We start from the raw sequence: 26862 nt of genomic DNA, 5'->3' as shown, positions 1-26862 counted from the left end.
TGAAAGCCTCGAGATTCTCGAGGCTTTTTCTTGACACTTGTGGACGCAACCACTGCAAGCGTTTGGGGCGACATTTTCCATCACCCCGATGACAAGCCGCGTTCCAGCAACTGGGCGTCTGTCCGGGCGGAGGCATATAAGGCTCATCGCGAGTTCCGCACGCAAAGGAGGCCACTTAATGTGGCCTCCGTCTTGCGCAGGACTGTCCGAGCAGGGAACCTTATATGCCTCCGTCCGGACAGACGTTTCAGTTATGAGCGACCCGCTACTTAATCTTGGTTGTTCCCGGTGCCAGGTTGGGGTCGGTCTCGTTGGCCTCGGTCTGGAAGTGCTCGGTGTACACGTTCTTGCCGTCGCGGAACATCTCGTAGTACTGCATCTTGGCGTAATCCTCGCGCGCCTTGGTGGCGGCTGCGGCAGCGGCGTCGTCACCGGTGACGTTGGAGGAAAGCGCCCAACGCAGGCTGGCGTCCTCGTAGCCCACGGAGTTGATAGCGGGCAGCGACTCGCGCAGCGTCATGTGCGCCTTCTGGTAGTCGGTCAGCGGGGCGCCGATCAGCTGCATCAGCTGGGTAGACAGGTAGTTGGTGGACAGGTCGTCGACCTCGCTCGTCTGGTCGCAGCCGGCAACGTCGTAGTTGGCCCAAATGATGTAATCGGTCTGCCACAAGCGCTCCTGGTGCGTGGCGTCGTCCTCGCCGGTAAACCACTTATCGTTGAACTTGGACGGGAAGAACGGCTGATGGTCGCCCCAGAACACCACGACCACCTTGCGGTCGAGCTTGCTCAAGGCGTTAAGGAAGTAGCGCAGCGCCTGGTCGGACTGCTCAATGCACGAAACATACTCGTCGACATCGGAGAGCGTACCGTCCTCGACGGTCTTGGTGTCCAGGTCGGTCGTGTCGATGTTCAGGTGCAGCTGCTTGTCGACCGGCAGCAGGCCCGTGTCGTAGCCCGAGTGGTTCTGCATGGTCACGTCGAAGATAAACTGCGGATCGGCGTTCTGGTCGAGCAGCTCAAGAATCTTGTCGTAGGTAGCCTGGTCGGTCACCATGCCGCGTAGGGTATCGGCGCCCTGGAAGTCGTTGATGGACAGGAACTGGTCAAAGCCAAAGTCCTTGTAGACGTTCTCGCGGTTCCAGTTAGTCGCGTGGTTGGGGTGCATGGCCGTGGTGGAATATCCGAGCGACTTGAACTGCTCTGCCAGGTTCCCAGTCGTTTCCATGTTGTAGATGGTGTAGGGGTACACGCCCGAGCCCAGGTTGGCCATGGAGTTGCCGGTCATAAACTCAAACTCGGTATTGGCGGTACCGCCGCCGTAGGCGCTTACATAGAGCTTGCCGCGGCTGAGGCAGTTGGACAGGCTCTTAAAGTGCTGCGGACCCTCGTAGCCGGCGCGCATGTTCTGATAGATCGACAGGTCCGAGAAGGTCTCGTTCATGATGGCGATGACCGTGGGCTTCTCGCTGTCGAACTGCTCCTCTGCGGCGGCGCGCTCGTCGCTCTTGGCCGCGTTGGACTTGTCGTAGGCCTTGGCGTACTTTTTGAGCGTGGCCTTGGCATCGTCGACGGAGTAGTCGGCGGGTTTGGGCGGCTTAATGGACTGTGCCGCACTAATAAAGGCAGGCAGGTAGCCCTCGCGCCAGTAGCTCTCGAGCGGGCGCCAGGTGTAGACGGTGATGCCGAGGGTGTTGTAGTAGTCGATGAGCGTGACGTGTGCGGTAACGCCGCCCAGGCACAGCACCGCCACGAGCAGGTTGGTGAGCAGCATGCGCTTGGCGTTGGCGGTACCCTTCTGACGATGCGGTGCCACTAGGCCGGCGTACTCGCATAGCAGCATGGCGATGGCGGTAAAGCCCATGGACAGCACGCAGAACAGCGAGATGGAGAAGGTGTAGCCGTTGCCGGCGACTGCGGCGGCAGTGGAGATGGCCGAAAGGTCGCCCGGCTGGATGGGCATGGATTTAAACGTGATGACGAAGAACTCGGCAATGCCCAGGATAAAGAGGGCAAAGGCCAGGACGGCCGGAGCTGCGCCATGGCGCTGGAACAGGAAGAACAGGCCGACCATGAGCACGGTGATGATGGCCCACTCGAGCAGGATGCATAGGGGATAGACCCAGGTAAAGTCGTGGTTGGACGAGACCTCCATGCCCAGCAGCGCAAAGACGCCGGCGAGCAGCAGGCACAGGACGGCGGCGACGAGCGGTTTGCCCACAAAGGCGCCGCGCAGGCGGGCGAGCTTGCCGGTGGGGGCGGGAGCGTCGGGCCCGGCAAACGCAAAGACGCGCGGGGCGATGCGGTCGCGGGCGATGCTGGCCCAGGCGCAGCCGGTAAGGATGGCGTTGGTCAGGATGAGCATCACAAAGGCGAGCGGCTCGTTTTGGGCGACGAGGCCAATGGCGCCCCAAATGGTCAAAAAGAGCTGGAACAGGCCGAAGACGACGCTCCACCCAAGAGCGCTTTTGGCAACGGTGCCCGACTGAGCGCGAATGGCCTTGGCCTCGCGCAAGACAAGGTAGATGGTCGCCGCAAGACCGACGAGCGAGATGGCGGCTGCGAACATGCTGAGACTCCTCACAAACTTAAAACCTACGAAAGCGGGGGTTCACCCGATTGTTAGCAAGATATGCGCTGCAATTGGTGGCTGCGCACAACCAGCCATATTAACGCGCACGTGTGGCGGTGTGGCGCAATGTAGTGGCGACCTGCGCGATAATGGACGGGAATTACACGGAAACGTAAAGGCTTCTTAAAGAAATGGCGAGGGTAGGGCGATGAGCGAGCAGGTTTGTATGACAGGCGCCGAGTACTGCGGCGGAGCTGCGGGCGTGGATACGTGCGGCTATCCGGTCGAGACTACGGGCAACACAGTGCTGGACATCTTGGAGCATCGCTCGTCTACGCGTGCCTTCGCGCGTGATGACGACGACCGTCCCGTGGCGGTGACTGACGAGCAGCGGGCGGCGATTTTGCATGCGGCGAGTCGCGCGCCGTCGGCGGGCGCCATGATGATGTATTCCATCGTGAGCATTCGCGAGCAGGCCACATTGGACCGCCTCGCCGACCTGTGCGATCATCAGCCCATGATCGCCAAGGCGCCCTGGGCACTCATATTTGTGGTCGATTATGCCAAGTGGATCGATCTGTTTGAGCACGTGGGCTGCTTTAAGCCCGAGTTTGTCGAGCGCACGGGCAAGGCGCCCCGTCGTGCACCGGGTCTGGGTGACTTTGCCATCGCGGCGCAGGACGCCGTGATCGCCGCGCAAAATGCCGTGGTCGCCGCCGAGGCCCTGGGGCTGGGGAGCTGCTACATCGGTGATATCGTCGAGAATGCCGAGGAAGTCGCCTCGCTGCTGGACTTGCCTCCCTATACCATGCCGCTGTCGATGCTCATCATCGGCACGCCCCGCAAGGAGCGTCCGGCAATCGCGCATCCCGTGGTGAACCTGGTGCACGAGGAGCGCTACTGCCGCGCCGATACCGCGACCATGGACGCGCAGGTGGCCGAGATGGATGCGATGTTTCGCCCGCACGCCCGCGAGGTGGGCGAGCGCGTGGTGGATATCTACACCCGCAAGCACACGAGCCCCTTTATGGCCGAGATGAGCCGTTCCATGGAGTGGTGGTTCAAAAACTGGCTCGGCAAGTAACGAATGCGGCGATGTGAGAAAGGGAAAGTCCCTCTGTCACATTCCATATCGCCGTGGTGGCCTAAAGGCCGTATAAATGTTTATCTAGCTGGGAAAACGGCGCCATTCAAACATGGGCCGATTACCTATAATCCCTTCGAACATTAAAGTTGGGAGGAAACCGGCTTATGGAACAAAAGGCCAAGGAGGCAGCTTCTCACGCTGCGATTCCTGTGAGCATCTCGGCGATGCTCGTCACGCTGGGCGTGGTGTACGGCGATATCGGCACCAGCCCCATGTATGTAACCAAGGCGCTCGTTGCCGGCAACGGCGGCATCGGAAGCGTCACGCAGGAGTTCGTGCTCGGCGCGCTCTCCCTTGTTGTGTGGACGGTCACGCTGCTGACGACCGTCAAGTACGTGCTGATCTCGCTGCGCGCCGACAACCACGGCGAGGGCGGTATCTTTGCCCTGTACAGCCTGGTCAAGCGTTGCGGCAAGTGGCTCATCATCCCCGCCATGCTGGGTGGCGCGGCACTGCTCGCCGACGGCATCCTGACGCCTGCCGTTACCGTGACCACTGCCATCGAGGGCCTGCGCACCATCCCGGCGGTCCACGCCGTGCTCGGTGACGACCAGGGTCGCGTTGTCGCGATCACGCTTGCCATTATCATTGCGCTCTTCTTGGTGCAGCGCATCGGCACGGCCAAGATCGGTCACGCCTTTGGCCCCATCATGACGCTGTGGTTTTTGTTCCTGGGCGGTACGGGCCTGTTCTTTGTCTTCCAGCATCCCGCGGTGCTGCTGTGCCTCAACCCGCTGCGCGGCATCGGCTTTCTGCTGAGCCCCAACAACCATGCGGGCATCATGATCCTAGGCAGCTGCTTCCTCGCCACCACCGGTGCCGAGGCGCTCTATTCCGACATGGGCCATGTGGGCCGCGGCAACATCTACGCCACCTGGCCGTTCGTTAAGTGCTGCCTGCTGCTGTCCTACATGGGTCAGGGCGCGTGGCTTATCAACAACGCTGCCAACCCCGAGCTCATGGGCATCGCCGACCTCAACCCCTTCTACCAGATGCTCACCCCGAGCCTGCGTCCCTTTGCCGTCGGCCTTTCCACCATCGCCGCCATCATTGCCTCGCAGGCGCTCATCACCGGCGCATTCTCGCTGGTGTCCGAGGCCAGCCGCCTGGACCTCATGCCTCATATGCAGGTCTTCTATCCTGCCGAGACCAAGGGTCAGCTCTACATCCCCATGGTCAACAACGTCATGCTCGTGGGCTGCGTTATCGTGGTGCTGCTGTTCCAGAACTCGGCGCACATGGAGGCTGCGTACGGCTTGGCTATTACCCTGACCATGATGTGCACGACGCTGCTGCTCTTCTTCTATCTGCACGTGGAGCGCAAGCTCAAGGTTGCGCCGTGGATCTTTGCCGTCTTCTTCCTCATGCTCGAGGGCTTCTTCTTTGTGAGCTCGCTCACCAAGTTCTTCCACGGCGGCTATTTCACCATCCTTATGGCCGCGCTCATCATGAGCATTATGGTGTGCTGGTACAACGGCACGGCGGTCGAGCAGCGCCAGTTTACGCTGCTGCCGCTGCGCAGCTACCTGCCGCAGCTCAAGCGCCTGCGCGACGACGACCGCTACGAGCTCATGAGCGACAATATCGTGTACCTGACCAAGGACACCAACACCGACTATATCGACCGCGATATCGTCTACTCCATCCTGGATAAGCACCCCAAGCGCGCTCGCGCCTGGTGGTTCGTGAATGTCGAGACCATGGACGAGCCGCATACCTTTGCCTACTCGGTCGAGACGTTCGGCACCGACTACGTGTTCCGCGTGCATCTGTACCTGGGCTACAAGATCAACCAGCGCGTTAACGCCTATCTGCGCCAGGTTGTTCAGGATCTGGCAGCCAGCGGCGAGCTGCCGCCGCAGACGCATGACTACTCGGTCTACAAGGATCCGGGCAACATCGGTACGTTCAAGTTCGTTATGATCCGCAAGCTTCTGGCGCCCGAAAGCGACGTGGAGCCGAGCGAGCGTACGGCCATTACGCTCAAGTACATCATCCGCCGCGCCGCTGGCACGCCTGCGCGCTGGTACGGCCTGGAGAACTCCAACGTGAACTTTGAGTACGTGCCGCTGTTCACCAAGTTTAAGGCCGTGAGCAAGATGCAGCGTCTGGCTCCCAACGAGCGCCCGTAATCGACACCTGAGATTTGACTGTGAACGGGCAGGTTTGCAATGACGGGAAATGAGTCTGGGGAGAAAACCATGGACGCAAAGACGCTTGACGGTCGCGATCTTGCGGCCGAGCTGGTGCGCGAGGCACGCGTCGACGCCGCCGAAGATCGGTTCTTTACGAATCGGGCCAACATGGACATGGCCGATCGTGTGATTTCGGTCGTGGCGCTGGTGTTTGTCGCGGCGTGCGTGTGCGCACTGCTCGCGCACGTGCTGTTTGTCTAGCGACCGCAGGTTGCAAAGGCTATACACTTGGAACCACCACGAGGGGAAACCACCACAAAGGTGCCTGTCCCCTTTGTGGTGGTTTTTGTTTTTGAGAGAGGGGCGGGGCGCTGATGGACGTCCATGCGGACGGCGATATTGCCGAGAACTTTTGGTGGCGGCGTACAACGCTGACGCGTCGCAGCCCTCTGTATGACGCCTGCGTATCGGCGGGGCTGCTGGTCGCGGCGACGATTGTGGGCGCGCTGCTCGACCATCCGGGTCTCGCGCCGAGCATCATGATCGTCTATGTGTTCGCCGTGCAGCTGTGCGCATTCTTTACCTGGAGTCGCCTGTATTGCTTGCTGAGCTCGGCTGCCGCCGTGGCGCTCTACAACTTCTTGTTTGTCGACCTGCGCTGCTCGCTGTCGTTTATCGACCGCGTCTATCCCGGCATGTTCTTCATTATGTTTGCGGTCTCGCTCGTGTCGAGCTCGATCGCGCTGGCCCTGCGCCGCGCCTTGGCGCAGGCTGCCGCCAGCGACCGTCGCACGCAGATGGTGCTCGAGACCAACCGTATGCTGCAGCGCTGCGCCGATCAGCAACAGATTGTGCACGCTATGGCAACGCAGCTGGCGCGTCTTTCGGACTGTCCGGTCGTGTGGTATAGCGCCGATGCCGACGACGATGACCTGCTGCCGCGCGCGACGTACACGGCCGTGGGCGATGCCGCGCCGGTGCACCAGTTGGCGCCCCAGATGCCGCCGCGGCTCTCGGCATCCGCTTATGTGGGAACGCCGCTCGATGCCACCTATGGTGGCTCGGCGTTCTACGGCATATACCTGACCGTGCGCTCGGGTGACACCATGGTGCGCGCGGGCGATCCCGCCTCGGTGGTGGGGGTGCTCGCCATTGTCGCCGAGCCCGATGCGCTGACGCCCGAGGAGCGGACGCTTGCCGATGCCATTGTGAGCGAAGGCGAGCTTGCGCTCGATCGCGCCCGCGCCATGGAGGCCCGCGAGGAGGCGGCGGTACTCGCTAAAAACGAGCAGCTGCGTGCCAATTTGCTGCGTTCCATTTCGCACGATCTGCGTACGCCGCTCACCAGTATTTCGGGTAATGCCGACGTGTTGCTCGACCAGGGCTCGACCGGCACGGCCGTGCTCGACGACCAGACACGCCGCGGCATGCTCCTATCCATTCGCTCGGATGCGCTGTGGCTCAACGCTACCGTCGAGAATCTGCTCGCCATCACCAAGCTCGAGGGCGGCGGCATGCACCTGTCGACCACGCTCGAGCTCATGGACGATATCGTCGAGGAGGCGCTGCGTCACGTAAATCCGGCCGTGCGCGAGCACGACCTTAAGGTAGTGGCGTGCGATGAGCCGGCGCTCGTCAACGTCGACGCGCGCCTGATGGTGCAGCTGGTGGTCAATCTGGTGAACAACGCCATCGCCTATACGCCTGCGGGCTCGCATGTCGTAATCTCGATTGGCGTCCATGATGGATGCGTGGCGTGCTCGGTTGCTGATGATGGCCCGGGCATTGCGCCCGAGGACCGCGAGCGAATCTTTGAGTCGTTCTACACCGCCAACCATGGCCTAGCCGACAGTTGCCGCAGCGTGGGCTTGGGGCTTTCGCTCTGTCGCTCCATTGCGCTGGCACATGGCGGTAGCATAGAGGTTGCCGCGGCGGCCTCGCACGGCTCTGTCTTTACGATTGAGCTTCCCGCCGCCGATATTTCGTTTGATAAGGAGTAGCGCTGTGCCGAACTCTGCCGTGAAACCGCTCATCTTGGTCGTTGAGGACGATCCCGCCGTCCGCAACCTTATCGTCGCCGCGCTCGAGGCGCACGGCTTGCGCCATATGGCCGTGGAGACCGCTCACGCCGCCATCGCCGCCGCCTCGTCGCAGGCGCCGAGCATTGTGCTGCTCGATCTGGGCCTGCCCGATATGGACGGCGTCAAGGTGGTGGAGTCGGTGCGCGCGTGGTCGGGCATGCCGATTATCGTGGTTTCGGCACGCAGCGAGGACGTGGACAAGATCCGCGCGCTCGATGCCGGCGCCGACGACTACCTGACTAAGCCGTTTTCGGTCGAGGAGCTGCTCGCGCGCATTCGCACGACGCTCAGGCGCCTTTCGTATGCGCAGGCGGGCGGTGTTGCTTCCGAGGGCTCGTTCGATACCGGCGAGTTGCATATCGATTTTGATGCCGGCATCGCCACGATGGATGGCGAGGAGCTGCATCTGACGCCGATCGAGTACAAGTTGCTCTGCCTGCTGGCACACAATGCCGACAAGGTGCTGACGCACCAATTTATCCTGAACGAGATTTGGGGTACGGCGACTAAGAGCGACCTGGCGAGCCTACGCGTCTTTATGGGCACGCTGCGCAAGAAGATCGAGTCCGACCCCGCCCATCCGCGCTATATCCAAACGCATGTGGGTATCGGTTACCGATTGGTCACCCAGGAGTAGGGCAGAGCGCGGCCCCTCTATGAGTTGCGGTGAAATAGATCCTATTTGGGCCTTTACCAGGCATTTTTAGGAACTATTCCACCGCAATTTTGTTATTTGCCCTTGGGCTTGCTGGCGTAGAACTTCTTCTTTTTGGGCTTACCTGCACAGGTGGGCTTGCCGTCACCGCGCGGCCCTCGGTCGCCGGCCTGCGCGTGCGCGGGCACTGCTGTACGGGGCTTGCGGGCTTCGGGGTTGCGCAGCTCCTCGGTTCGCTCGGCAATCTCCTCGGTACTAAAGCCGACTTCGGCCATGGCATCCTCGATGGGCAGGCGGCGCACGATATAGCAATGGTGCACCTTCTGGTTGCGCGCGAAGTCCTCGGGGATGGTCTGCGCCGTAATGTCCTCCAGCACGACGCCCGCGCGCGCGAGCTTGCGCGTCTCGGGGCGGAAGCCGCGCAGGTTGCAGCTAAAGATGGCGTGGCCGCCCTGCGCGAGCAGGCGCGATACACCGGCCAAAAGCTCAACATGGTCGCGCTGAACATCCCAGGTGCGGTGGCCCATCTTGGACGAGTTCGAAAACGTGGGCGGATCGACAAAGATCAGGTCCCAGCGATTGCGCGTCTGGCGCTGGTCGCGAATCCAGGCGAGCACGTCGTCGCGCACAAAGTGGTGCTGCGGCCCCACAAAGCCATTCTGGCGCATGTTGCGCTCGGCCCAGTCCAGGTAGGTGTTGGAGAGGTCGACCGTCACGGTTTCCTCGACGCCGCCGTCGGCTGCATAGCAGGTGGCGGTGCCGGTGTAGGCAAACAGGTTGAGGAAGCGGCGCGCCTGCTTGGCGTGCTCGCGCACCAGATTGCGCGTGACGCGATGATCCAGGAAGATGCCGACGTCCAGGTAGTCGTCAAAGTTGACGGCAAAGGTAAGGCCGCCTTCCTCGATGAGCGGCAGGCGACGGCGCGCAATGTTGGCGCGCTCGCCCGAGCCGCCCTTGCCGGCGCCCTGCTTACCGTACTGCGAACCGCCGCGCGAACGTATGCGGGCTTTGGCGTGCACGTGCTCGGCTGGAACATCCAAGATGAGCGGCGCGATGGCCAAGATATCGAGCATGCGGGCCTGGGCCAGCGCAGGATCGATGGTCTTGGGTGCGGCGTACTCGGCGATGACGAGCCAGCGGCCCGGCGTCTGCGAGCAGCCCTCGTACAGGTCGATGGCGGCGGAGTAGTCGGGCAGGTCGGCATCGTAGACGCGGTAGCAGCTCACGCCCTCACGCTTTGCCCACTTGCGGCGCAGGCGGGCGTTCTTGCGCAGACGGTTGGCGAACTGCTCGGACTCGGGAATGAGCACGGGCAGCGGCTTGCCGTCGCCCAAATCGAGCGTGGCGGCAGGTTCGGGCATGGGGGTGTCGGCGGCTTCGTCTTGGGCGTCCGCGGTCTGCTCCTCGGCATCCGCGCTAGTCGCAGCTTCAAATGCTGCGGCGGCGTGGTCGAGCGAGAGCCAAACCTCAATAGTCGCCTCTTCGTTGTTGGGCATGACGGCGATGGAGCGCGCGGGCTCGGCATGGAGCGCGCGGGCCATAAGTCCGTCGCGGGTGAGCGCGGCGACCGGTGCGGCGGTAAGCTCGGGCGCGCGGTGCAGCTCGCCGACCAGCGTCATGGCGTCGTGCATGAGCGAAAGCGGGGTCTCGGTGGTGTCTGCGACCACGGCGGCGCCGGCGACAGCGTCCGCATGGTCCAGCACGGTGGCGGGCTTGGCGGCGCAAAAGTCGACAAAGCGCTTGTAGCCGGCACACTTGACCATGCGCTCGGCGGTCTTGCGCGCGGCGGGGTCAACATCCACGGCAACGATGCGCGCCTGGCGCTCGCGTGTCGCCGTCTCGCGCTCGCGCGCCTCGGCAAGCAGCTGCTCCCATAGGGCGGCGTCGTGCAGCTGCCAGCCCTCAAAGCCCCAGCGCTCGCGTGCGGCACCCGGAGCGCGGTCGGTAAGAATGTTCACGGCCTCAAGCAGCAGGCCGCCGCCGGCGCACGAGGCGTCGATCAGCGTGGGCAGGGCCTCGTTTTCGTAGTCGTCGGCCGTCAGCTTGCGCTCGCACAGTGCGGTCCAGTCGACCTGCGCCAGCACCAGGGCGGCGTAGTCGGGGCGCAGCACGTGCGTGCCCTCGCCGGCACGAGTCGCGGCGGGCGGCAGGCGCTTGAACAGCGGGTCGCCCGAAAGGTCTAGGCTTATGCTCGCGCGGCGCTGACGCAGCGAAAGCAGTAGGTGAACGTCGGGATCGGCGGCGTCGACATCGGCGCGACGGCCCGTGGTTTCGGCCAGGCGGTCGCACAGCGCGTCTTTGGCGCGCAGGGCCGAGAAGCGCGTGTTGCGCAGCTGCTCGGTCACGCCGCGGGCGGTAATGGCGATGGTGGCGCCGGGGCGGACGATGCTCTCCCAGGCGATGTCGTAAACGCTATCGTACAGTTCATCGGCATTCTGCGCCTCAAAGCGCCCGAGCACCACGAACACGCGGCTCGCCAGGCGCGACCACAGACAGGCGCGGTAGCCTTCTTCGAGCTCGCCCTCAAATGCAGCGCGGCCCTTCAGCCGGCGAACATGCGAAAGTCCGAGGCGTTTAAGCTCATCGGCGAGTGCGGACTCAAAGCCCTCGGGGCAGCTTGCGTAAAATTCCATGGGTGACCTCTCTGGTTGTGTCGCTCCATTATATGATGGAAGCTTCGTTTGCCCTTATCCTCGAAAGGAACCCATATGATTGATGCGTGCTCCTTGATTCCCATTTTCATTGCAACAGCCTCAGGACTCGGGGCCTCGCACAGGCTCCCGCCGCCTTACAGAACTGAAAGCTGGGCGTAGGGCAAATCCATGGCACGCGACCTGCGATTGCTCGGCCATAGATGGCGTAATCGAGGCTAAGGGAGGGCATCATGCGCAAGGCAAACGAGAGCTGGTTCTGGCACGCGAACGACATGGTGGTGGCGGGCGACATGAACCTCGTGGTCCGCGTCCTGTGGGCCGCGCTCATCGTAGGCATCGGCGTCGCGACGATGGCCACGCTCTGGATCGTCACGAGGTAGCGCGCCACGAATGGATGACGAGGCACGCGGCGCATGCCACGCTGACGGAACCCTAGCCTCGCTGCTGGACAATCTGTTCGATGAGCTTCGCGACGGAGTCCTCGGCTGCGTCCCCGATCAGGTGATGGGCCGCGGCCTTCGCCTCTGGCATCGCGCCCGCGACTGCGTAGGAGTTCGGCACCTTTTCGAGGAGCGTCACGTCGTTTTCCGAGTCTCCGATAAAAGCGACCTCGTCCAGCGTGACCCCAAGGCTGCCGAGAAGCGCGTCGAGTCCGTTTACCTTGCTCCAGCCAGCCGGAACAACATCGAGGAAGAATGGGACGGGCGAGGGGAAATCAAGCTCTGGGCAGGCTTCCTTGCATCGACTCCGAACGACTTCCGTCGGGGCGGAGCTGACGTTGACGAAGATGCCGGCGGTGATGACGTCACGGTTCGTGGGCACGTCTCCGAGCGCCATGTCTCTTCCGGAGTCCTTAACGATTTCCAGGGCGAATTCGTCGCCAGGCTCGACGGCGCAGAGGAACTGCTCGCAGCGTTTGCCTGTCTCATCGACATCGGCGACTAGCCAGAGTGACGTCCCCGCGTAGGGGCGTACGGCGCTATCGAGCTTGACGAGGGCCTCCGTCGAGAGCGTCTTTTTGAACACGAGTTCGCCGCTGGAGAAGACCTTCTTTCCGTTGGCCATGATGCCGGTCGAGAAACAGCGCGTGTCGCCGTCAAAGGCATCGGCCAGGTCGGCGTAGTCGCGGCCGCTTGCGGGGCCGAACGCGATGCCCGCATCAAGTGCCGAAAGAATCGCGCTGTGCGTGCGCTCCGATACGACCCTTGAGCCAAACGGCAGCAGGGTCCCGTCCATGTCTGCGAGGATGAGCTTTATCAAGGGGTCCTCCCGTTTCGGTCTGGGCGTCGGTGCGCCGGTGTGCGTCGTCCTAGCTGTATTGCCTGTCTCCCAAGAGATTCTTCGAGATGATCCTGTTAAACTCTACCGGGTCATCCCAGCAAGAGGTCAGGAAGAGGAACAGCAGCTCGATGACGAAGTTGATCGAGCTGTGCGAGAAGGCGACCTCGGTTCCGGTGATGGCCTGATCTCGCGAGATGGCTCGGATGATATACGTGGCACGCTTCGCGAGCGGCGTATCTGGGTTGTCTGTGATCATGATGATGGGGGTGTTCGAATCCTCGGCAGAGTCGAATATGTTGACGAGGCGCTTCGAGTATCCGGACGTCGAAATGACGAGCAGGATGTCATTCTCCTTGAGGCTGGTTGCGGCGGAGACCATGGCATCGGTGGTACTGGGGCAAAACGCCCTGACTCCAACCTGTGAGAGCTTGAACGCCGCGTTTACGCCCATGCTAATCGAGTTGCCGACGCCCGCAATCAGGACGAGGTTGGCGTTGTGGAGCAGATTGACGACTGTCGAAAAGTCATCGGAGTCAATGAGCGAGGCGGTTTGGGAGAGCTCCTTGACCTTGTGAGACAGGACGTACTTAATGGAGCCCTCGATGTCGTCCAGAGTAACCTTGCCGCCCGTGGCCTTTTCCTCGCCGGAGGCCCTGCTGATGGATATGCCAAGCGCCAGACGCATGTCCGAATAGGTTCGGTAGTCAAGCGTCCTTGCGAACCTCGAAACAGACGCCGGTGACGTACCGGTTTCTGCGGCGAGTTCGCGGACGGTCATCGTTGCGACGTCCGACGGGTGGTCGAGCACATACGTTGCGATTGCCTTCTCCGAGGGGGATAGGCTGCTCATGACCGCGCAGATGTGGCTGAGCACATCTCCTGTCTTATCCATGGTTACTCCTTGGCCCTAGTTTGCTTTGTATCTTAGGTCAAGAGAGGTGAAAATAAAGCAAAATGTTTCATAAGCGGTGAAATAGCGTTTCACCGCTGATTTCCTACCGTTCACGGTAAATCGGTGCTTCCCCGGCGCAATCTCATCTTGAGCGGCTATCTTATGAGCCGTGAAACAACAGCACGAAAACGATGAAACAACAGAACATTGTTCCACGCCTCGCAACTTCGTTTCACGCTAGATGGCGAATCACTTCGAAGCCCAGACAGGCACCCGGCGAGCAAGAAGGGAGAAGCACGATGCACAACGCCAGGACAAACGCAAACATGACTTCGCTGTTCTTCGCGAACGTCCTCTACTGGGTCTGCGCGGGCGTGTACTCGCCGTTCCTCTCCGCTCACTACACGAGCCTCGGCCTCAACGCAGCCCAGACCGGCATCCTCCTCGCGGCGACCCCGGTGTGTGCGCTCGCCATCCAGCCGCTCTGGTCGACGATTGCCGACAAGCTCGGGCGCCGCCGCGCGGTCATCGTGATCCTCTGCCTTGCGGCGGCGGTACTCGCTCCGCTGTATTACCTGGCGTCGACGTTCGTCCCGGTCCTTCTCGTAACCTTTGCGTTCTCGGCGTTTTTCTCGGGGCTCCTGCCCCTGAGCGACTCCCTCGTCATCGAGCTCGCGGATCGCTCTGGCTTGGACTTTTCTCGCATTCGCATGGGTGGCACTATCGGCTATGCCATCGTCGTCCTGATCGTCGGTCGGCTGCTCGACATGGCTCCTCAAATCCAGTTCACGGTGGTCTCCGCCGCGCTGGTGGTCTTCGCGGCTCACATGTGGCGCCTCCCCGAGGCGGGAATTCGCGCCAATGCCGCGGACGATCCCAAGGTCTCCCACGGAAAGGGCCTCCTCTCGCTGTTCACCAGCAATGAGATCGCCTTCGTCTTGGTCTTCGCCTTCATCAGTTCGGCCGCGATTGGCTTCATCGGGGCGTTCTTGGGCCGCTACGCGGTCGAGCTTGGCGAGGGTCAGAACCTCGTGGGCGTCCTGAGTGCGGTCTCCGCTGCGAGCGAGATCCCCATCCTGCTCGTTTCCTCCAAGCTGGTCAGGCGCTTCGGCGAGATGAACCTCCTGATCTTTTCCTGCTTCATGGCGGCGCTCAGGCTCGTGCTTGTGGGCACCGGCATCGTCCCGGTCATGATCTGCGGCCAGCTGCTGCAGAGCGTAAGTTACATGACCGTCTACTACTCCTGCGTTACCTACATTGCCAACCACACTTACGAGGATTGTCGCGCTCGAGGTCAGAGCGCCTTCGCGATGGTCCAGAGCGGTCTGTCCGTCGTGGTTGCGAACCTGTTTGGCGGTTGGGCGTGCGACGCGCTCGGCACGCACGCGGGTTTCCTGGCCTTCGCCCTCGCTTCAACGATTGCTGCAGTCGCTGCTCTTGTGGCGTATGTGCTATGGCGTCGAAGCGCGGCGCCGCAGCCTGAGGGCCAGGCGGCCGCATAGGCTCCACCGCGCCTCGCAAGCGCCTGCCCGCCTCGCGCTTCGCTTCGTGTTCAACCAGCTGACGAGCTGAGAACTGTCCGATCCAATGATTATTCAGGTGAAAGGAAGACAAAGATGTCACTCATCAAGGTCAACGAGCTTCTTCAACATGCGACCGAGCACCACTATGGCGTGCCCGCGATTAACGTCATCAATACGGAGACCATCCGTTATGCGATCCAGGCCGCCGAGGATGAGCACATGCCCATCATCATCCAGTACTGGCCCGGCTTCGAGGACCACTGCGCCCTCGACATCATCGCCTTCGCCGCCCGCTATTACGCCGAGCGCTCGAGCGTGCCCGTCGCCGTCCACCAGGATCACTCCGCTGGTTACGAGATCGCCGTCAAGGGCGTCAAGGCCGGCTTCCCATCCGTCATGGTCGACGGCTCCTCGCTTCCCTATGAGGAGAACTTCCAGCTCACGAAGGACGTCGTCCAGGTCGCCAAGATCTTCGACGTTGACATCGAGGCCGAGCTCGGCCACGTCGGCAACGGCTCCGACGCCAACGACTTCGTGAACAGCGACCACTATACCGACCCGAACCTCGCCGAGGAGTTCGTCGAGGGCACCGGCTGTGGTTCGCTCGCCATCGCCGTCGGCAACGCCCACGGCCCCTACGTCAAGGTCCCGAACCTCGACATGGAGCGCATCAAGGCCTGCAGGGAGGCCGTCAGCGTCCCCCTCGTCATGCACGGATGCTCCGACATCCCCGACGAGCAGCTCCAGGAGGCCGTGAACCTCGGCATGAGCAAGTTCAACATCGCCACGGAGTACTTCCGCTCCATGTACCGCGCCTTCGAGAAGGACATCAGCTCCGGCAAGAACGACGGCAACGGCGTTGGCCTCCTGATGGACGCCGCCCCCGACATGCGCGCGTTCGTCGCAAGCAAGATCCAGCTTCTGAACCCCAACCACTATTCGCTCTAGGAGAGACTCGATGAAGAAAGTTCTTGTCGCGTCGCACGGTCACCTCGCAAGCGGAATCAGGAGCTCGATCGAGATCCTGACCGGTATGGCGGACATGGTGGAAGCAGTTGACTGCTACGTGGACGACTCCGATTTCACCCCTCGCATCCAGGCGTTTATTGACTCGGTGGGCCCTGAGGACGAGGCCATCATCTTCACCGACATCTACGGTGGCTCCGTCTTCCAGAAGGTCGTCCTCATGGAGCCGGAGAAGCGCGGGATCGTCCATGTTACCGGTATGAACCTCGGCCTCGTGATCGAGGCGCTCCTCGGCGCTGAGCCGGTCACGGCAGATTCGATCAAGCAGAGCGTCGAGCTGGCGAGGGCGACGATGCAGGTCGTCGAGCCTCCGAGCAAGGCCGCGGACAACGAGGGGTCCGACGGAGACTTCTTCGATTAGAGAGCACTAATAAGTAAGGAGAGGAAACAATGATTGTTCAGGTTCGAGTCGATGACCGTCTGATTCACGGGCAGGTCGCCCTGGTGTGGACCAAGGAGCTCAACACCACCAGGATCATCGTCGCCAACAAGCACGCCGTGGAGAGCGATGCCCTTCGCATGACGCTTTCCATGGGTACGCCGGCGGGCCAGAAGCTCCTCGTCAAGGATGTTCCGGATGCTTGCCGCATCGCGAACGATCCGCGTGCGGACTCCATGCGCATCTTCGCGCTCACCAACTGCGTGCGTGACGTGCTTGAGCTCGTTAAAGGCGCACCGGGCAAGATCGAGGGCGTGAACGTTGCCAATGTCGGCCGCTTCGACAAGTCCGATCCGGATAGCAAGGTCGCCCTCAACTCCACGATCATGCTCAACCCGGATGAGCTCGAGGCCGCGAAGGAGCTTTGCGAGCAGGGTATTCCGGTTTTCCATCAGCTTATCCCGTCCAATCCCAAGACTCCTCTCAAGAGTCTGATCGAGGCGGCGGAGAAATAAGGGGATTTGGCCAGGCGGTCAAATGAAATGAGAGAAAGGAAGTCAAATGATTGGGTTAGCAGTAATGGCCTGGTTGACCGTGCTGATTTGCTACGGCGGCAACTGGGTTCTCGGTCAGTGTATGATCGAGCGTCCTCTCGTGGTCGGCCTCGTTGCGGGCCTTCTGATGGGCGACGTCAAGACCGGTGTCATCATCGGTGCCTCTCTCGAGGCAATCTTCATGGGCGCGGTTAACATCGGTGGCGCCATCTCCGCCGAGCCCGTTACCGCGACCGCCCTCGCCGTCGCCTTCACCGTTGGCGCCGGCATCGACCAAGGCGCCGCCATCACGCTGGCCGTTCCCGTTGGCGTCGTCACCGCGTTCCTCTCGATCTTCATGAACAACGTGTTCCTCGCGTTCTTCGCCGCCACCTTTGACAAGATGGCCGCCGAGGGCAACGAGAAGGGCCTCGCGCTTCAGCACTTCGTTCTCTGGTTCGTTAAGTACGCCGCCTTTGGCCTCATCGCCTTCCTCGGCGTTTACCTTGGCGCTGAGCCCGTTGCCGCTATCGTCAACCAGATTCCGGCCAATGTCATGAGCGGCCTCAACGCCGTGGGCGCTCTCCTGCCCGCCGTTGGTATGGCGCTCCTGCTCCAGATGCTGTGGAGCACCGAGCTCAGCATCTACTTCTTCCTGGGCTTCACGCTCTACCAGTACCTCGGCCTCCCGATGATCGCCATCGCGGTTCTCGGCGTCATCATCGCGGTTGCCTCCGCCCTCCGCGACAAGGAGATTTTCGATCTCACCAAGAAGGGCTTGGCCACCCAGGCCGTTTCCAACGACTCTGTAACCAGCGACGAGGAGGATTTCTTCGCATGAGCAACCTGACCAAGAATGTGAGCCCTGAAGACAAGAAGATGCTCAACAGCATTTTCCTGCGCTCTTTCTCCGTGTTCGCCTCCTGCGCCGGCGGTTCCGTCAAGGCTGGCGCCGACGGCTGGCTGTACTCCGTCCAGCCCGCGCTTAACCGCTACTACGCCGATGACCCCGAGGCCCGTGCCGAAGCCATGAAGCGTCACACGACTTGGTACAACATTACCCAGAACGTCGGCACGTTCGCCATGGGCCTCGTCGCCTCCATGGAGAGGGAGAACTCGCAGCACGAAGACTTCGACACCGAGTCCATCGACGGCATCAAGGTTTCCCTGATGGGCCCGATGTCCGGCATCGGTGACGCAATCTTCTGGGGCGTCCTGCGTGTCATCGCCGCCGGCATTGGCATCAACCTCGCCATGAGCGGCTCGCCCCTCGGCGCGATCATGTTCCTGCTGATCTACAACATCCCGTCGATCCTCTGCCGATACTTCATGACCTACCTCGGCTTCAGCATGGGCACCAACTTCATCTCCGAGATGTACGAGGGTGGTCTCATGAAGCTCATCACCAAGGCGACCTCCACGGTTGGCCTCGTGATGATCGGCGCCATGACTGCGGCGAACGTCCAATTCAACACGATCCTGTCCATTCCGGTTCAGGACTCTGACCCCGTCATGATCCAGACCTACCTCGACTCGATCTTCAAGGGCATCGTGCCCCTGGGACTTACGCTCGTCGTCCTCTGGCTCCTGCGCAAGAAGAACGTGAACGTCAACATCATCTTGGTTGGCATCATGATTCTGGCGCTCGTCCTCGGCCTCGTGGGCATCGTATAGGGCGGCTTTCGGATCATTCGAAGCTTGTTTAAGGCAATTCCCGGCGGCACGCGATCGAGGACATTCGACGCGTGCCGCCCCATTAGAAGGAGAGAACATGCGCTACACGCACCTCAAGAATTCCGACGTCGACGTCTCCCAGCTTGCCGTGGGCACCTGGGCGATCGGCGGCGACTCCTTTGGTGAGAACGATGACGCCGCCAGCATGTCCGCCATCCGCACCATGCTCGATCACGGAGTCAACCTCATCGACACCGCGCCGTGCTATGGTAACGGCACATCCGAGAAGGTCGTCGGCAACGCGCTCAGGGGCATCGACCGAGAGAGCTACCTGCTCTCGACCAAGGTTGGCCTGATTACCAGCGCCGCCGGCTATGACCGCGACTCCTCGTTCAAGAATATCATGAGGGAGGTCGAGAGCTCGCTGCGCAACCTCCGCACCGACTACATCGACTTCTACTTCGTGCACTGGCCCGACGCCAAGACCCCGTTCTCCGAGACGATGTGCGCCCTCCAGCTCCTCAAGGAGCAGGGCAAGATTCGCCACATCGGCGTCTCCAACTTCACGCCCGAGATGATCGAGGAGTGCGAGAAGGTCGCTCAGGTCGACGTCCAGCAGCCGCCCTACTCCATGGTCGACCGCTCCTCCGAGGACCTCATCAAGTGGGGCTACGAGCGTGGCATTGACTCCTTCACCTATGGCTCCCTCGGTGCGGGCATCCTGTCCGGTAAGTTCCGCGAGCTGACGAAGTTCGAGGAAGGCGACGTCCGCGGTGGCTTCTACGACTACTTCCGGGAGCCCAAGTTCTCGCGCGTCCAGGAGCTGCTCAAGGTCATGGACGAGATCGCCGAGGCCCACGACAAACCCGTGGCGCAGGTTGCCGTGAACTGGAGCACCCAGAAGGAGTACGTGGGCACCGCTCTCGTGGGCGTGCGCACGGACGCCCACGCGATTCAGAACTGCGAGACGTTCGAGTGGGAGCTTTCCGCCGACGAGATGGCCAAGCTCGACGCCAAGCTCGACGAGCTGAAGATCGGCTAGCCATGAGCGCCGAGGATAGGAAGTACCCCACTTCCGAGCTTGAGGTGCTTGAGAGCGGCGCGAGGGAGGTTGTCGAGCCTAACGGCCTGAGGCTGATGCTGAAACCCGTGCCGGGTGACGACCGCGAGCACGTGCTCGATCCGCGCGTCTATGCGCGCGCCCACGCGAAGCTCGCTGCCGGTCCGGCGCCGGCGGGGCCGGTGGACGTGATCGCGTGGCGCTCCGCGCCCAACAAGGAGACCCACGTCGTGAGGGGCGCGGGCGTTGCCAAGAAGACCATCGTCATGAACTTTGGCGACAGGGGCATTCCCCTGCACGTCTTCACGCCCGAGGGCCACGAGAGCGGTTCTGCCGCGCTCGTGTTCATCCATGGCGGCGGCTTTATGGTGGGCAACATCGGCCAGTACGAGAACTGCCTGCGCGACATCGCGGAGCGAACGGGCTGTGTCGCGATCTACCCGGAGTACCGCCTGTCTCCCGAGACGATGTTCCCCGGTGGTGTCGAGGACTGCGTGAAGACGCTCGACTGGCTTGTCGAGCATGCGGATGAGCTGGGTGTCGACGCGACGCGGGTCGCCGTGGCTGGCGACTCCGCGGGCGGAAGCCTGACCAACGCCGTCGTCCTCGACGGGTCCCATGCGGACAGGATCAAGCTCGTGGCCGAGCTGTATCCGCTCGTCGACGGCGGCCCTGTTCCGGAGGAATGGTCCTATGACCTCTATGAGATCGTGAACGACCAGAGGGCCGAGGCTCTGAGCAGGGTGGATCGCATCCGCAACGCCAACGACGACCTGCCAGTGATGTATACCAACGGCAATGCGGAGGAGATGCTCGACCCGAGGGTATCTGCCCTGTTCGCGGAGGACGTGAGCGCGTTCCCCCGCACGGTCATCATCTCTTCCGAGTATGACTACCTGCGCTATCAGGACGAGCTATTCGCGAAGAGGCTGCAGGATGCGGGCGTTGACGCCACCGCGATTCGCTATCGCGGCTGCGACCACGGCTTCTTCGAGATGTACGGCGTGATGCCTCAGGCCGAGGACGTCTGCCGCGTCATCTCCGAGGAGCTTGCGAAGATCTAGGGGCTCGTCGCGGCGGCCTCCTGGACGAGTGACGGTCCGGCGGGATGCTAGGTGCGTCCCGCCGGACCTTTGCGTTGGCGGGCGCATGTGGGGTTCGCTTCGGCGGTGCCGGATTGACTGTGAGACGCGTTTATCGCCGATCTTCCAAGCGAGCCCAGCAAGCAAACCGCGAACTGAGCCCCAAGGGCATCGACAAGGGCGTGGGCGTGGCGCGAGCGCTGGAGTATCTGGGCCGCGAGGGAAATGCGCGCACCTTTGGCTTTGGCGATTCGGGCAACGACCCGGGCATGCTCGCCGCCGTCGAGACGGCTGTCGCCATGGGCAACGCCATGCCCGAGGTCAAGGCGGTCGCCGACTACGTAACCGACGACGTCGCACGCGACGGCACCGTCACCGCCATGCGCCACTTTGGGTTGATCTGGCGGGAACCGCCCAATTACCGTTCACCCGCGGCGGGCGGCTCAAATCGGTCCGCCGTGCAAAATCGTTTTGCCGCTGGAGGGCGTGCTCAAAAACGCTAAAGCGTTTATACCGTTCGCCGAGAAGATAAAAAACCGCAGTTCACGCCTTGATAAACGTAGGTAAAGTGTTTAGCAGTTTACCGGCCTTGTGCAAACGAAAGGAATCAGGCAGATGGCAATCAAGGTGTTCGCTGACGGTGCAAACCTCGAGGGCATGCTCGACATGTACGAGAACGGCAACGTTCAGGGTTTCACGACCAACCCGTCCCTTATGAAGAAGGGCGGCGTGACGGATTACCGCGCGTTTGCCAAGGAGGTCCTGGCCCACATCACCGATGTGTCCGTCTCGTTTGAGGTCTTTGCCGACGACGTCGAGACCATGGAGGTCGAGGCCCGCGAGATCGCTACCTGGGCCGAGAACGTCTACGTCAAGATTCCGTGCGTGACCACCAAGGGCGAGTCCGCCGCCGAGCTGGTGCGCAAGCTTTCCGCCGACGGCATCAAGGTCAACGTCACCACCATCTTTACGCCCGCGCAGGTCGACGAGATGGTCGACGCTGTCGACGCCGAGACGCCGTCTATCATCTCGCTCTTTGCCGGCCGTATCGCCGACACGGGTGTCGATCCCATTCCGTTTATGACAGAGTCGGTCAAGAAGGCCGCCGCCAAGCCCAACTGCGAGGTTCTGTGGGCGTCCACGCGCGAGCTTATCAACATTTACCAGGCGCAGGCCTGTGGCTGTCAGATCATCACGGTGCCCAACAGCATCCTGGCCAAGCGCAAGAACATCGGCCGTGACCCGTACGAGGTTTCGCTCGATACCGTGCGCGGCTTTGCCAAGGATATCGCCGCTTTGGGCTTCCATATCCTGCCGTAACGCGAACACTGACTGCGCCGCGGGTTGTTCGCCCCGGCCTTTCCTTTCCCTATCGCTCACGCGCTTCGCGAGGGTCGCGCTAGGCAAAGGAAAGGCCGGGGCTGCCGACACGAACCCGTCGGTAGGTCCTGAGCTGAATCGCTACCTTTATTCCGATGGGGGTCGACAGCGCTACCCCGCCAACTGTCTCGGGCAGTAATGGGGCTGGGCTCGGATGGCAACGCCGCGTGCCACTGGCGGCTTCGTTCGCCGGATGACGATTCGTGTTACGCGTCCGGCGTCACCTCGGACGGCGGCGTGGGCTCCGACGGCATCGCGTGGACAACGCGGTCCCGCATCATGGATCAACCTGTAATCTAATGATCTTCTAATTCATATCTATCAAGTATCGAAAACGATCCGGCCCCGAGTTGGCAGTCATCGCCAAGGCAAAGGACCCTGCCGGCTATGTGTTCGGGGCGACGCGCAAGTCGCCCAAGGCCCTTCGATTATCCTTTGTTCCGCGCATGTAAGATCTCATACTTGACGTGGTTGAACAGCTCTACCGGGCATACGAGGTCTTTGCGGCTCGTGCCCATAAGTGTCCCACCAACAGAAATCGAGATATTCGGCCTCAGAGTGCCGTCAAGATTGCCAATATGGCTGAAAAACGTCCCGTACCGCACCTCTGCGGGTGCAGATATGGAACGTTTGTGGAATATCTGATGCCTATTTGTTGAGCTTGCACTTTGAAGAAGTGTTATCGCGGCCCAGCGAGGCCGAATATCTCAAAAATTGCAGGTGAGGATTAGCGGAAACGGCGTCTCGCACTTCGGGATATCGCCAAATCGCTTTAGAAGGAGAGACGCTCGGCGGAATGGGACCCGCCGAGCGTCTGCAGCGGCCTATTTGCCCCGCACCATGGTGAGCGAGATCTTCTTGCGGTCGCGATCGACCTTCTCGACCCACACCTTGACCGTGTCGCCGACGCGCACCACGTCGCTCGGGTGCTTGACGAAGCGGTTGGCAAGCTTGGAGATGTGCACGAGGCCGTCCTGGTGCACGCCCACGTCGACGAAGGCGCCAAAGTCCACGACGTTGCGCACCGTGCCCTTGAGTTCCATGCCGGGCTCCAAGTCGTCGATGGAAAGTGCCGAGCGGCTAAAGACCACCTCGGGCGCGTCGTCGCGCGGGTCGCGGCCGGGCTTCTTGAGCTCGTTGACAATGTCGATGAGCGTCAGGGTACCGCAGTCCAGGTCGCTTGCCAGCGCCGAGATGCTGCCCAGACGGCGCTCGATGTCGGGCACGCCGCCGCGGCTGAGCTCGCTTGCTTTAACGCCGGCGCGCTCCAGGACGGCCGTGGCCACCTCGTAGCTCTCGGGGTGGACGCTTGTCGCATCGAGCGGGTTTATACCGCCGCTGATGCGCAGGAAGCCCGCGGCGTTGAGATATGCCTTGGGTCCTAACTTGGGAACCTTCTTAAGCTGGCGACGATCGGTAAAGGCGCCGTTTTCCTCGCGGTAGGCCACGATGTTCTTGGCCACGCTCGGCGTGATGCCCGATACGTAGCCCAGCAGGCTCGCGCTTGCGGTGTTTACGTCGACGCCCACGCGGTTGACGACGTCTTCCACCACGTGGCCCAGGGTGCGCGAAAGCTCGGCCTGGTCAAGGTCGTGCTGGTACTGGCCCACGCCGATGGACTGGGGCGGAATCTTGACGAGCTCTGCCAGCGGGTCTTGCAGGCGGCGGCCCAGGCTCATGGCGCCACGCACGGTGACGTCCAGGTCGGGATATTCTTGGCTCGCGAGTTCGGAGGCGGAGTACACCGATGCGCCAGCCTCGTTGACGATGGTGTATCGCAGCCCGGGCGCCTGCTCGGCAATGAACTCCGAGACGACTTCCTCGGTCTCGCGGCTGGCGGTGCCGTTGCCGATGACGATGGTGTTGACGCCGTCTTTCTTGACGAGGCGGGCGAGCTCGCGCTTGGTGCCGGCGACGTCGTGGCGCGGCTTGGTGGGGTAGACCACGCCGTGGTCGAGCAGCTTGCCGGTCTCGTCCATGACGGCGACTTTGCAGCCGGTGCGGTAGCCCGGGTCGAGCGCGAGCACGCGGGCGCCACGCACGGGGCGCGCCGAGAGCAAGCCCTCGAGATTCTTGGCAAAGACATTGATGGCCTCGGTCTGCGCACGGACGGTGAGCTCGGCGCGGGCCTCGCGCTCAAGCGAAGGGGCCATGAGGCGCTTGTAACCGTCAGCGATGGCGGCGTCAAAGACAGGCGCAAAGACGCCCTGGCGTCGGGGCCAACGGCTGCCGAGACGTTCCGTGGCGGCAGCGCCGTCGACATTCACGCGCACGCGGAGCTTGCCCTCGCGCTCACCGCGGTCGATAGCCAGCACGCGGTGATTGGGTATACGGCGCAGCGGCTCGTCATAGCTGTAGTAGGGCTCGTAGGGGGTCTTCTCGGCGGGGTCGGTTGCCTCGACGACGATGTCGGCGGTGTTTTGCGTAAAGGCGCGCAGGTCGGCAACGTTCTCGGGGTCCTCGGCCACCGTCTCGGCCACGATGTCCGCCGCGCCGGCGAGCGCCTTCTCGGGCGTGTCGAAGCCGGCCTCCTCGTTGACGTAGGCCGCGGCGGCGTCGAGCGCGCTGCCCTTGGCCGAGGCCTGCATGATGATCATGTTGGCGAGCGGCTCCAGGCCGGCCTCGCGGGCCTTCTGCGCGCGGGTCATGCGCTTTTTGCGGTAGGGCTTGTAGAGGTCCTCGACACGCTGGAGCTGCGTGGCCTCGCGAATCTGCTGCTCAAGCTCGGGCGTGAGTTTGCCCTGGGCATCGATGAGCAGGATGACGTCCTCTTTGCGCTGTTCAAGATTGCGCAGGTAGGACAGGCGCTCGTCGAGTGCGCGCAGGGCGACGTCGTCCATGCCACCCGTGGCTTCCTTGCGGTAGCGCGAGATAAAGGGGATGGTGTTGCCATCGTCGATGAGCTTGACGGCCGCCTCGACGTTGGCGGCCTTAAGGTTGAGCTCGCGGGCGAGCTGGGCGATAAGATCCATGGGACTCCTTGCGTTTAAGGTGCGTTTGCGACACAGGGCTACCAAGGATACCACCTGTCCCAAAAGACTGTTTTGGGGCGAACGAACCAAGCCGAGGTGCGAAATAGCCCCCCCGCCCCAGAAAAAAACGTCGGCAACGTAGCAAAATACCCCGCGGGCAGGAGGCTGCTCGCGGGGCAAAGAAGAGGGGCTTGTTGGTGGCGGGCCGAGGCACTCGGCGGGGAGTTTGCCGCGGCCCGCTCTTAAGGCATTACAGCGCGACGAGCTGGCCGGTCTCGGCGGCCTCCTTGATGGCGTTGAGAAGCGTGAGCGTCTTGACGTTGTCGGCCGGCGTCACGACGGGCTCGACCTCGCGGCGGACAACCTTCACAAAGTGCTTGAGCTGCATCTTGTGCGGCAGTGCCGGGTCCACGGCTGGAATCTCCATCTGCAGCGGCTTGTGCCAGTTGGAGGCACCGTCGTAGGAGAACTGGTGCAGGTGGGGCAGCGACAGGGCGCCCTTAGTGCCGCCGATGAAGTAAGCGTCGGCGTCGATCGAGCTTAAGCCAGTTGCTCATAGGAACTTCCCTTCTTGAACCTCCCTGTGGGCCGCTCCCATTAATCGACCCACGTGGTTTTCGCTGGTTATCGTATGCTTTGAATTTGCGCAGGTGAATTGCATATTTGTTAGAATGGCGTAAACCTGTGGTTTATAGCTTGCAAGACGATTTGTTCTTAATTGAGTGTGTGACCCGCCAAAACAACCCCCTTCGGCGGCGCATGACCATACGTCTGGAAACGGGGGACTGACGTGTACGATCGACGACTCGAGGCCATAACGGCCGCCGCGGAGCTGGGAAGCTTCTCGCGCGCCGCGGCAAAACTGCGCGTGTCGACCCCGGCGCTCGTCAAGCAGGTGTCGGGATTCGAGGCCGAGTTTGGCATCACGTTGTTCGAGCGCTCACATTCGGGCGTCAAAGTGACGCCGGCGGGTGCTCTGCTGGTGGACGGCGCACGCTCGATCATGCGCCAGTCTGAGGATGCGTTGCGTCGCGCCCGACGCGCGGCGGGCGATGGCGGCGCCGTGCGCCTGGGCGTGTCGATGATGTGCCCGGGGCGCCAGACGCTGTCGATGTGGACGGACGTGCACCCGGCTTTTGTGGGCGTGCCGTTCCTGTGCGGCCGCGAGGTGCCGGTCTTCTTGCACTACCCGCTCGAGCCCACCCTCCAAGTCCAACAATTCGTCAACGCCATGGCCCAACTCCTCAATAGCTAATTTGGGACGGGGCTTTTTTAGCTACTTGAGGATGATTTTTCCGGGACGGGGATTGAATAATCATTCGGTACACAATGATGATTAAATCCCCGTCCCGGAAAAAACGTAAGAAAATAGCCATAAAAAGCTTGCTTTCCCTATGAAAGCCGCCATATCTATGGTTGTTTAGCCTATGAAAACTGGCATGTCTTGTTGCCGTATCCCTATGATAATTGCCAAAACCCATAGTGGGCGTGCGGTTCCCGTCGAGGTGAAGTCGGGGACCAACCTTAAGGCGAAAAGCTTAGCGGCGAGTATTAAACGATTTGATTATGATTTGGCCATTCGTTTCTCGGCGGGTAAACCATCTCGGGATGGCGCAATCATCGACTTGCCCCTCTATGCGGTCGAGTCGCTCCCCAAGATCCTCGAGGATCCAGAGCGATTTTTGGGCCGATAATCCACCAGCCGAATCCGCCCTTGTGCAGTTTAAAAAACGAGGCCCTGGCCAACCGGCCAGGGCCTCACTTACTAAAGGCTTTAGCCTGTGCGGGGCGCGCAGCGCGCCGCATCAGAAACCACCCG

General features: G+C 61.9%; 23 protein-coding genes. 17 read left to right on the top strand and 6 right to left on the bottom strand.

What is annotated here, in order from left to right:
- Positions 1-265 precede the first annotated feature (265 nt).
- Positions 266-2566, bottom strand: coding sequence for an LTA synthase family protein (locus DW029_RS03800; protein ID WP_117743447.1), 2301 nt, complete (start codon positions 2564-2566; stop codon positions 266-268).
- Between the two features lie 211 nt (positions 2567-2777).
- Here DW029_RS03800 and DW029_RS03795 point away from each other — a divergent pair, with 211 nt between their 5' ends.
- The 5 genes from DW029_RS03795 to DW029_RS03775 all read left to right on the top strand — a co-directional run bounded on the left by DW029_RS03795 (position 2778) and on the right by DW029_RS03775 (position 8569).
- On the top strand, positions 2778-3653 hold the full coding sequence (locus tag DW029_RS03795) for a nitroreductase family protein (RefSeq protein ID WP_117763811.1): 876 nt from the start codon (positions 2778-2780) through the stop codon (positions 3651-3653).
- Between the two features lie 167 nt (positions 3654-3820).
- Positions 3821-5848: a KUP/HAK/KT family potassium transporter gene (locus tag DW029_RS03790; protein ID WP_117743449.1), complete on the top strand. Its 2028-nt coding sequence runs from the start codon at positions 3821-3823 to the stop codon at positions 5846-5848.
- A 69-nt stretch (positions 5849-5917) separates the two neighbouring features.
- Positions 5918-6112 carry a hypothetical protein gene (locus DW029_RS03785; RefSeq protein ID WP_117734879.1) on the top strand — a complete coding sequence of 65 codons (195 nt, stop codon included), beginning with the start codon at positions 5918-5920 and terminating at the stop codon, positions 6110-6112.
- 113 nt (positions 6113-6225) lie between these two features.
- On the top strand, positions 6226-7851 hold the full coding sequence (locus DW029_RS03780; protein WP_118345333.1) for an ATP-binding protein: 1626 nt from the start codon (positions 6226-6228) through the stop codon (positions 7849-7851).
- 4 nt (positions 7852-7855) lie between these two features.
- Positions 7856-8569, top strand: coding sequence for a response regulator (locus DW029_RS03775; RefSeq protein WP_199407131.1), 714 nt, complete (start codon positions 7856-7858; stop codon positions 8567-8569).
- Between the two features lie 92 nt (positions 8570-8661).
- Here DW029_RS03775 and rlmKL read toward each other — a convergent pair whose 3' ends face one another.
- Positions 8662-11220 (bottom strand): bifunctional 23S rRNA (guanine(2069)-N(7))-methyltransferase RlmK/23S rRNA (guanine(2445)-N(2))-methyltransferase RlmL, encoded by a 2559-nt coding sequence (rlmKL, locus tag DW029_RS03770; RefSeq protein ID WP_118345332.1) that lies wholly within the window; start codon positions 11218-11220, stop codon positions 8662-8664.
- A 251-nt stretch (positions 11221-11471) separates the two neighbouring features.
- Between rlmKL and DW029_RS11245 the strand changes: the two genes are divergently transcribed.
- Entirely contained in the window at positions 11472-11621 is a 150-nt protein-coding gene (locus DW029_RS11245) for a hypothetical protein (protein ID WP_158568719.1), read from the top strand.
- A 52-nt stretch (positions 11622-11673) separates the two neighbouring features.
- Here DW029_RS11245 and DW029_RS03765 read toward each other — a convergent pair whose 3' ends face one another.
- Positions 11674-12501, bottom strand: a complete 828-nt coding sequence (locus DW029_RS03765; RefSeq protein ID WP_118345331.1) for an HAD hydrolase family protein — start codon at positions 12499-12501, stop codon at positions 11674-11676.
- Positions 12502-12550: 49 nt separating this feature from the next.
- Positions 12551-13414, bottom strand: a complete 864-nt coding sequence (locus DW029_RS03760) for a MurR/RpiR family transcriptional regulator (RefSeq protein WP_118227296.1) — start codon at positions 13412-13414, stop codon at positions 12551-12553.
- Between the two features lie 299 nt (positions 13415-13713).
- Between DW029_RS03760 and DW029_RS03755 the strand changes: the two genes are divergently transcribed.
- The 10 genes from DW029_RS03755 to DW029_RS03710 all read left to right on the top strand — a co-directional run bounded on the left by DW029_RS03755 (position 13714) and on the right by DW029_RS03710 (position 22011).
- Positions 13714-14916, top strand: coding sequence for an MFS transporter (locus tag DW029_RS03755; protein ID WP_158572609.1), 1203 nt, complete (start codon positions 13714-13716; stop codon positions 14914-14916).
- Positions 14917-15030: 114 nt separating this feature from the next.
- The gene (locus DW029_RS03750; protein WP_118345329.1) at positions 15031-15885 is read left to right on the top strand and encodes a class II fructose-bisphosphate aldolase; all 855 of its coding nucleotides are present in this window, start codon (positions 15031-15033) and stop codon (positions 15883-15885) included.
- A 10-nt stretch (positions 15886-15895) separates the two neighbouring features.
- Positions 15896-16324, top strand: coding sequence for a PTS sugar transporter subunit IIA (locus tag DW029_RS03745; RefSeq protein ID WP_055251942.1), 429 nt, complete (start codon positions 15896-15898; stop codon positions 16322-16324).
- Between the two features lie 29 nt (positions 16325-16353).
- Positions 16354-16857, top strand: a complete 504-nt coding sequence (locus tag DW029_RS03740; RefSeq protein WP_055251944.1) for a PTS sugar transporter subunit IIB — start codon at positions 16354-16356, stop codon at positions 16855-16857.
- Positions 16858-16903: 46 nt separating this feature from the next.
- The gene (locus tag DW029_RS03735; RefSeq protein ID WP_089573151.1) at positions 16904-17716 is read left to right on the top strand and encodes a PTS sugar transporter subunit IIC; all 813 of its coding nucleotides are present in this window, start codon (positions 16904-16906) and stop codon (positions 17714-17716) included.
- Positions 17713-18549 (top strand): PTS system mannose/fructose/sorbose family transporter subunit IID, encoded by an 837-nt coding sequence (locus DW029_RS03730; RefSeq protein ID WP_055251948.1) that lies wholly within the window; start codon positions 17713-17715, stop codon positions 18547-18549. The genes DW029_RS03735 and DW029_RS03730 overlap by 4 nt, the downstream gene beginning before the upstream one ends.
- Positions 18550-18646: 97 nt before the next feature.
- The gene (locus tag DW029_RS03725) at positions 18647-19591 is read left to right on the top strand and encodes an aldo/keto reductase (RefSeq protein ID WP_118345328.1); all 945 of its coding nucleotides are present in this window, start codon (positions 18647-18649) and stop codon (positions 19589-19591) included.
- A 2-nt stretch (positions 19592-19593) separates the two neighbouring features.
- Positions 19594-20673, top strand: a complete 1080-nt coding sequence (locus DW029_RS03720; RefSeq protein WP_118345327.1) for an alpha/beta hydrolase — start codon at positions 19594-19596, stop codon at positions 20671-20673.
- Between the two features lie 119 nt (positions 20674-20792).
- A complete protein-coding gene (locus tag DW029_RS03715) occupies positions 20793-21194 on the top strand; it encodes an HAD family hydrolase (protein WP_233543797.1) in 402 nt (133 codons plus the stop codon).
- A 112-nt stretch (positions 21195-21306) separates the two neighbouring features.
- Complete coding sequence (locus tag DW029_RS03710; RefSeq protein ID WP_199582509.1) at positions 21307-22011, top strand: transaldolase; 705 nt, start codon at positions 21307-21309, stop codon at positions 22009-22011.
- Positions 22012-22895: 884 nt separating this feature from the next.
- Here the strand turns inward: DW029_RS03710 and DW029_RS03705 are convergent.
- On the bottom strand, positions 22896-25043 hold the full coding sequence (locus tag DW029_RS03705; RefSeq protein ID WP_118345324.1) for a Tex family protein: 2148 nt from the start codon (positions 25041-25043) through the stop codon (positions 22896-22898).
- Positions 25044-25293: 250 nt separating this feature from the next.
- Positions 25294-25470 (bottom strand): hypothetical protein, encoded by a 177-nt coding sequence (locus DW029_RS11655; protein WP_233541706.1) that lies wholly within the window; start codon positions 25468-25470, stop codon positions 25294-25296.
- A 363-nt stretch (positions 25471-25833) separates the two neighbouring features.
- Between DW029_RS11655 and DW029_RS03695 the strand changes: the two genes are divergently transcribed.
- The gene (locus tag DW029_RS03695; protein ID WP_118345323.1) at positions 25834-26298 is read left to right on the top strand and encodes a LysR family transcriptional regulator; all 465 of its coding nucleotides are present in this window, start codon (positions 25834-25836) and stop codon (positions 26296-26298) included.
- Positions 26299-26862 lie beyond the last annotated feature (564 nt).

The organism is Collinsella sp. AF38-3AC (assembly GCF_003474365.1).
Lineage (GTDB): Bacteria > Actinomycetota > Coriobacteriia > Coriobacteriales > Coriobacteriaceae > Collinsella.
The sequence above is the reverse complement of the archived record's forward strand: the minus strand, read 5'-3'. Positions and strand labels throughout refer to the sequence as shown.